We start from the raw sequence: 6,103 nt of genomic DNA, 5'->3' as shown, positions 1-6,103 counted from the left end.
TTTTAATATACCGCTGCACAATCGGCGAGCCTTTAAACAAGCAGCACCAGCGCTCTAAAACTTCTTTGGCAGACCATTGAGCCGCTTCTTCGGGGTTGAGTTTGATGACGAGGTGCAGGTGGTTGCTCATAACGGCATAGGCGCAGATATCGATGGCAAATATGGAGCTTAATAGCCGTATGCGCTGCTCGATCAACGTACATGGATGTACTAATACTAAGAGTGCTGGAGCAAGCGAATAGTGCAGCTGCGCCGATGCTCATAGCTTTTGCCATTGAATTTATCATAGCCACACAAAAAACTACGCCTCACGCAGCGCGTTGTGATGTTGTAAAAAGCGGTATCGCCTATCGAAACCAATTGTTTGCGCGGTTGTGCCATGTCTGCTTATCCAGTGTTTTAGGGTTTAACGTTAGATAAGGCTGGCTGATGAGTCAAATAGCGGTTTGCTTTAGGTTTTGGGTTCTTTATACTCGAAAGGTATTTTGGGGTGTGTATGTCCTTGTGTATGTAACAAGTTGCTGTACTCGGGAAATTACTCGCTTCGCTCCTGATTTTCCAATGAGCAAAGCGCTAGGCAACAATGAATATCGGAGAATAAATGTCAGAATACTATGCCGAAGTTAAATGGCTTCGAGGAAATGAAGAAACCTATATTGATAATAAATATAGTCGGAGCCACTTGTGGAAATTCGATGGTGGGATAACAGTGCAAGCATCTTCTTCGCCTCATGTAGTTCCGCTTCCTTATTCTGTCGAAGCCAACGTGGATCCAGAAGAAGCATTCGTGGCGTCATTATCTAGTTGCCATATGTTGTTCTTCTTATCAATTGCAGCAAAAAGAAAATTTACAATTGATGAGTATGTAGACAATGCGGTGGGTATCATGGAGGAAGGAGAAGATAAGAAAATATTAATGACGAAAGTAACGCTCCGCCCCAAAGTCACCTTTTCAGGTAGCAAGCAGCCAACAATGGAGCAAATCGAAAAAATGCATCACCAATCCCACGAGCAGTGCTTCATTGCCAATTCAGTTAAAACTGAAGTGGTAACCGAAATGATTGCCTAACAAAGGTATCAAAGTTCGCCAGCAAGCTGGCTAGATCTCAACTACGTCGCTTAATTTGTGCTTTAATAGTACAAATTAACCAACTCCGTTCCGGCTCTTTATGCCGGCGTTAGGCACTCCTAATTATGAAAACATATCTGGAATTAATAAAAGAAGTATCTGAAAAAGATGAGGGCTGGGCCTACTCGGGCCCGCAGGCACTCGCTTTATTTTTGGTATGCCTGCCCTCACTTTTTATAAATTATAAGAACTGAAAAAAACGCTTAGGTCAACTGTTTTTATATAGCCTATTTATAAGTAATATTAGCAATCCACTTTAGTCTTTGCCGCTTCACAAGCAACTGCGGTAAAGACCACATCGGTTGAGCTGTTCAATGCCGTTTCGGCTGAATCCTGAATCACACCAATAACAAAGCCAACGGCAACCACTTGCATCGCCACATCATTTGATATACCAAATAAACTACAGGCCAGCGGGATTAATAGCAGTGAGCCACCAGCAACACCAGAGGCGCCACAAGCCGATACAGCCGCTACAACACTTAATAGTATTGCCGTTAAGAAGTCGACTTGAATGCCCAGAGTGTTTGCAGTTGCTAATGTTAGAACGGTAATAGTAATTGCTGCTCCGCCCATGTTAATGGTTGCGCCTAGCGGAATTGAAACCGAATAGGTGTCTTTATGAAGTTTTAACTCTTCACATAAAGCCATATTTACTGGAATATTTGCCGCGCTGGAGCGAGTAAAAAAAGCCGTGAGGCCACTTTCACGTAAACATTTTAGTACCAGTGGGTAAGGGTTACGCCTAATTTTTAAGTACACAATAATGGGGTTAACGACTAATGCAATAAATAGCATTGCAGCCACTAATACACTCAGTAATTGAGCGTAGCTCGCTAATGCTTCAAAACCTGTTGCTGCAATTGTGCCAGCAACTAATCCAAAAATACCAATAGGGGCAAAACGTATAACAAAACGTACGATTTTAGTCACGCTATTCGTTAAGTCAGAGAGCACTTTTTTGGTTGATGTGTCAGCATGGTGTAATGTGACACCTAGTCCTACAGCCCACGCCAAAATGCTTATATAATTGCCTGTTAATAAGGCGTTGATAGGGTTGTCTACAATTTTAAAGAGTAGGGTGTTCAATACTTCTGCGATGCCTTGTGGCGGGTTAGACTCTTCGATACTCCCAGCAAGTAATAACGTCGTCGGAAATGCAAAGCTAAACACCACAGCGGTTAATGCCGCCGCTAATGTTCCAAGTAAGTACAAACCAATAATGGGCCGTATATTGGTTTGGGTGTTTTTCTTTTGGTTTGCAATTGATGACGCTACGAGAACGAATACAAGAATAGGTGCAACAGCTTTCAGTGCTTTAACAAATAAACTGCCTAAAAATGACACGTGTATTGCTGCAGAAGTTGAAGCTGTGGCGAGAATGATGCCGAGAATAATACCGGCGAGAATTTGTAGTACTAAGCTACTACTAGCAACTCGTGCTAACAGTGATTGATATTGATTCATTGCTTGACCTATGATTATTATATTTATGACTTTTAATAAGCTCGAATAGGGATATATCGGATGGAATGGCTAAAGTCTAGTCTGAGGCCAAAATGATCCACTAATATTATGCACCGTGTCCAAATAAATCACATCTATACAATATGTGATTTATTATAGTGCCGGTATTACTCAGCATGGCGCCAATCAATTCATGCGTACCAAGTTGAGTAAACACCTTATTATAACCATCACAAAGGTATTCATCCACTCGCGGCTTTGCCGATATCGGCAAAGCCCTAGTTGGTGTGTTCAGGATAGTATTTGACTGTCTTAAGGGCATGTAATGGTTAATCCACCTAGTCCGAGTGTGAATTTTTTGTAAGGCGGTCACTTTTTGATAGACTTTAAGTCGTTATTATGCTGGCAATAGTGGAGGAGTAGACAGGGCTGTAGCTTAGGTTAAGTACTCCTTTGATTAACATGCATCGATCCAGAAAACCCTTGAATACCATAACCTTAAATTAATAAAAAATTAACGACCTTAAATCGAAAGTTGACATCATACTGGGACCCTCTTTGCTGACTTATGGTGCACCTTTTTAAGTAGTAAAGTGATTTTAATACCTCTTCATCAGTGAATAAAATTAGCATGCCATTACAATATCATTATAGTAACGCGTTAATATTTTGTGTCATTTAATTGTCAATATTCTTGATTATTATTAAACAGGTTAATTTATGTTGACGGCGTGAGGCTGCGAAGAAGAAAGCTATGCATCGGTATAATAAGCTGTTGCTGTACAGTTTTTATCTTTCAAGAAAACAGGGTGTAGATGTATAGCTAATATAGCAATTAATTCTATATGAATCTTGAGCGCACGCGTAAACATTAACTCAATAAAATCAATATGACCTGTACTCAAGAGGACCACACAATGATAAAACCTATAATTAGGGTCTTGCTAGGTGTCTGCTTAATAAGCGCCTCGGCTTTGGCTGATATTACAATAAACCAGCGCATCAGTAGTAGTGATGACGATGCCGAGGAGCGCTCTGATGGCTCGATGTACCTCAATAGCAGTGATATCGAATTAGTTTATGATGGCAGTAGAAGCCAAACTATTGGCTTGCGTTTTCAGAGCTTAGCCATCGCGCAAGGTGCAACCATTACAGGCGCTTATGTACAATTCACCACTGACGAAACGAATACCGGCAATACGGTAGTCAATATTCGCGCAGAAAACAGCGATAATGCCGCTGCTTTGACAAGCGCGCGCTACAATTTATCTCGCCGTGCAACAACCAATGCTAATGTGACTTGGCGACCAGCCAGTTGGCGTACTGTAGGTGCTGCCGGGACTGCACAACGTACACCTGAGTTAAAAGCTATTATTCAAGAAGTTGTTGATCGTTCTGGCTGGCAATCGGGTAATGATTTAGCTCTCATTATTACGGGGATTGGTGAGCGCACCGCCGAATCTTTTGATGGTTCAAGTGCGCAAGCGCCTTTATTACACATCACTTATCAAACCAATACGGGTGGTAATACGGATGCCGGTGGTAGTGAGAAGACAGGTACTAAAATTGCATTTATTGGCGATACGGGTGCTGGGCGTAATTTTCAATCGGTTTTAAATTTAATTCAGCGTGAAGGCGCCGATTTTACCATCGTTGCGGGCGATACATCTTATAACAGCAGTAAAGATGACAACTGGGATGCCATGGTACGTAATACTTTAGGTTCAGATCCTGCCGTCATTGCTGCCGGTAATCATGATTATGGTGATAGTAATATTTCGGATGTGATTGCTTATGGGAAAAACCGCTTAAATGCGCAATCAAATGTGCAATGCAGCGGTATCTACGCCGAAAAAATGACCTGTCAAATTGACAATGTATATATTGTCTTATCGGCGATTGGCTCTAGTGGTCGTCGAACCGATCACGAGAATTATATTAGTCGCAGTCTGAATAATGCCCCTCGTAATGCTTGGCGAATCTGTGCTTGGCACAAAAATCAGCGCAATATGCAAGCGGGCGGTAAATACGATGAGGTGGGTTGGACAGCCTATGAAACATGTCGCCAAAATGGTGCCATCATTGCTACAGGGCACGAACATTCATACTCACGCACTCACTTATTAAGTGATATGAGTCAGCAAACTGTTGCCAGTACCTCGTCTCGCTTTGTTGTATCAGAGGGTGAAACGTTTGCTTTTGTGTCGGGTTTGGGGGGGATTGGTGTACGTGATCAAGAGCGTAGCGGTAATTGGTGGGCCAGTATTTATACCTCTACACAAGGTGCGCGTTATGGTGCCATGTTTGGGACATTTTATGAGGATAGAGCTGAGTTTTATTTTAAAAATGTGAACGGTCAAATTATTGATCAATTTACTGTCTTAAAGGGGTATTAAAATGAAAAAGTTTTTAATAGTCATATTATGCTGCTTCAGTAGCGCTATAGCTTTCGCTAATTGTGAGTCAACCATAGAAGAGGGGCAACACATTAGTGCGACACAGCAGTATGCTATTAGTAGTGCCTTGGAGGAGGCTGTCGATAACTGCTACCCAGGCGCTGCCGAGCCTTTAAATGCGCACTGTCAATCCATCAATCGGAAGGGAGAGGAGTATTTTCAGTGTACTCAAAAGGTGTCTTGTACGCTATGCGCCGATGATTTAACTCGTAAATACGAAGCGCTCGACTAACATAAAAAAGCTGGTCTAGCGGCCATGTAGTTTACCGTGTTGGCCGGCTTTTAAAGGGTGAGGCAATAATAGATTATCTAATTTGATGTAGATTCCTACTGACTCAGTAAGATGTTCGAAGAGTGCATGCCTAGGTATGTCACGCTCCGAGTAACGTAGTTGAGGGAGTGAAAACACGTATTATTGGATAAAATATCTCTGTCTTGCCCTAATATTTACCTATTCACAGCGGGCATCATTATGCAAAAATATTCTCACTTAGTGCTCATTGGTGCAGCGATAGTCTGCGCACCACTGAGTTATAGTTTTGACCAGAGCCAAACTCACAGACATAGCGATAGCGACACACATCAACACCTTGTAGCCAGTTATCAGTCTAACAAAGCGCCTTCGGCTTTTGATGTGTTAAATGATGACAACAACGCCGCGCATGACCACCACGAACAAGAGGAGCAAAAAGTATTTGCTCAGCGCTTAGCTGCGTTAAAAGGCGCTACCCGTTACAGCTGCCAGCTCATATCCAGCTTTAGCCAATGCCGCCAATACCCCATTGATAAAAGTTTAAAGCCAAAATTAAAAGACTTAAAAGAAAGTTGCGAGTCACTGCCGCTAGGTCAGTTAAAAAAAGAAGCTTGCCCGACTCAGGGTTTAATGGCTCAGTGTCAGCATATTCAACTAGATTACCATGACGCACAGACGTTTATTTATGATAACTATTATTATTCTGTTGGCGGTAAGCCTTGGGATAAAAAAGATCTCGCGCGTATTTGTTCAGATTTAGAAGGCCGTTTAGTGGCTGTACAGCCATAACTCACTAAT

General features: G+C 42.2%; 5 protein-coding genes. 4 read left to right on the top strand and 1 reads right to left on the bottom strand.

The genetic code is table 11. The features are described 5' to 3' along the window. Nucleotides 1–601 precede the first annotated feature (601 nt). Complete coding sequence (locus AC438_RS10845) at nt 602–1,069, top strand: OsmC family protein (protein ID WP_053981276.1); 468 nt, start codon at nt 602–604, stop codon at nt 1,067–1,069. 303 nt (nt 1,070–1,372) lie between these two features. On the opposite strand, the gene sstT is transcribed toward AC438_RS10845, so the two are convergent. Continuing rightward, nucleotides 1,373–2,596, bottom strand: a complete 1,224-nt coding sequence (gene sstT / locus AC438_RS10840; RefSeq protein ID WP_053981275.1) for a serine/threonine transporter SstT — start codon at nt 2,594–2,596, stop codon at nt 1,373–1,375. A gap of 917 nt (nt 2,597–3,513) precedes the next feature. Between sstT and AC438_RS10835 the strand changes: the two genes are divergently transcribed. The 3 genes from AC438_RS10835 (at nt 3,514) to AC438_RS10825 (ending at nt 6,094) form a co-directional block, all read left to right on the top strand. Continuing rightward, the gene (locus AC438_RS10835; RefSeq protein WP_053981274.1) at nt 3,514–4,992 is read left to right on the top strand and encodes a metallophosphoesterase; all 1,479 of its coding nucleotides are present in this window, start codon (nt 3,514–3,516) and stop codon (nt 4,990–4,992) included. Nucleotide 4,993: 1 nt separating this feature from the next. Next, on the top strand, nt 4,994–5,284 hold the full coding sequence (locus tag AC438_RS10830) for a hypothetical protein (RefSeq protein WP_053981273.1): 291 nt from the start codon (nt 4,994–4,996) through the stop codon (nt 5,282–5,284). A 240-nt stretch (nt 5,285–5,524) separates the two neighbouring features. Beyond that, nucleotides 5,525–6,094 (top strand): hypothetical protein, encoded by a 570-nt coding sequence (locus tag AC438_RS10825; protein WP_053981272.1) that lies wholly within the window; start codon nt 5,525–5,527, stop codon nt 6,092–6,094. Nucleotides 6,095–6,103 lie beyond the last annotated feature (9 nt).

It is taken from the genome of Marinagarivorans algicola (assembly GCF_001292705.1).
GTDB lineage: Bacteria > Pseudomonadota > Gammaproteobacteria > Pseudomonadales > Cellvibrionaceae > Marinagarivorans > Marinagarivorans algicola.
This window is presented reverse-complemented; position numbering and strand designations above follow the sequence as displayed.